Genomic DNA, 1,305 nt, shown 5'->3' with positions numbered 1-1,305 from the left:
CTAGTACGGCAGCCGCCATTTGCTTCGTGAGCTGGGATGATGTGCGTCAGGTCGATGCGATCTTGTGATGACAATCCCGTGCAACGAGAGCAGCCGCTCATGATCATGTCTGTGTGACGAGAACAAGATCGAAAGCGGCTGCTGCCCTCATCGTAGAGTCCGCGCGGGTACAGCGGAACACCGAGCAGCTCATGAGCGCGCTGGCACCGATGTTCGCCCGGGTCGAACCGCGGATGCAGGCTGCCAAGTACATCCGTGCCGTGATGTCCGACCTGCCCAAACGCAACGGCTGGACGATCGCCGAGTGGGTCGGTGACCACAGCCCCGATGCCACTCAGCGGCTGTTGAACCGCGCCAGCTGGGACACCATGGGCGCGATGAGCGCCGTGCGCCGGTTCGCCATCACCGGCCTGGACGCCACTGCCCGGCCGGGCAGCCTGACCGTGGGGGTACTGGATGAGTCCGGCCAGGAGAAGAAGGGCAGCGCCACTGCAGGCGTCAAGCGCCAGCACATGGGCTGCGCGGGCGGCATCGACAACGGCATCAACACCGTGCACCTGGCCTATGTCCGCGCCGAGGCCGGCCATGCGCTGATCGGTGCGCGGCAGTGGATCCCCGCCGAGCAGATCGGCGACCCAGTCAAGGCGATCACCACGGCTTTACCACTGGAGCTGACCTTCGCCACCAAAGGTGAGCTGGCCATCAACCTGCTGCGCGATGCCTTCTCTGACGGTGCGCGCCTGGACTTCGTGGCCGGCGATGAGGTCTACGGCGCGTGCACGACACTACGGGCCTTCCTCGAAGAGCGCGGCCAGGCCTACGTGCTGCGCATCCGCGCCACCTTCCCCCTCACGCTCGGCGGCGGCACCTGCCTGACCTGCGAGCAAGCCGTGACCAAGCACCTGAAGCAGAAACGCAAGTGGACCATCCGCTCCGCCGGCAACGGATCCAAAGGCGAGCGCACCTACGCCTGGGCCTGGATCGCCACCGCCAGCCCGACCCACCACCTACTGATCCGCAAGCACCGCACCACCGGCGAGCCGGCCTTTCACTACTGCTACGTCCCCGAAGACCAGCCCCTCGCCCTGCCTCGCCTGATAGCCGCCGCCGGACTGCGCCGGCCGGTCGAGGAAAGTTTCGAGTTCGGAAAGGACCTGTTCGGCCTGGACCAGGCCCAGGTCCGCCTCTACGGAGCGATCCTGCGTCACACCGTGCTCGTCATGGCCGCCCTGGCGATCTGCGCGACGAGCGCCGCGGCCGCCCGACGCCGCACCGATACCCAGGCCTCGTCACCTATCAGCCCCG

Annotated in this window: 1 protein-coding gene; it reads left to right on the top strand. The window is 67.0% G+C overall.

Annotated elements, in window-relative coordinates:
• Nucleotides 1–191: 191 nt before the first annotated feature.
• Nucleotides 192–1,305: IS701 family transposase (locus ABZ194_RS30365; RefSeq protein ID WP_355600444.1), on the top strand; the 1,114-nt coding region annotated here is incomplete at its 3' end.

Origin of the sequence: Streptosporangium sp. NPDC006007 (assembly GCF_040614315.1) — a bacterium.
Taxonomy (GTDB): domain Bacteria; phylum Actinomycetota; class Actinomycetes; order Streptosporangiales; family Streptosporangiaceae; genus Streptosporangium.
The sequence above is the reverse complement of the archived record's forward strand: the minus strand, read 5'-3'. Positions and strand labels throughout refer to the sequence as shown.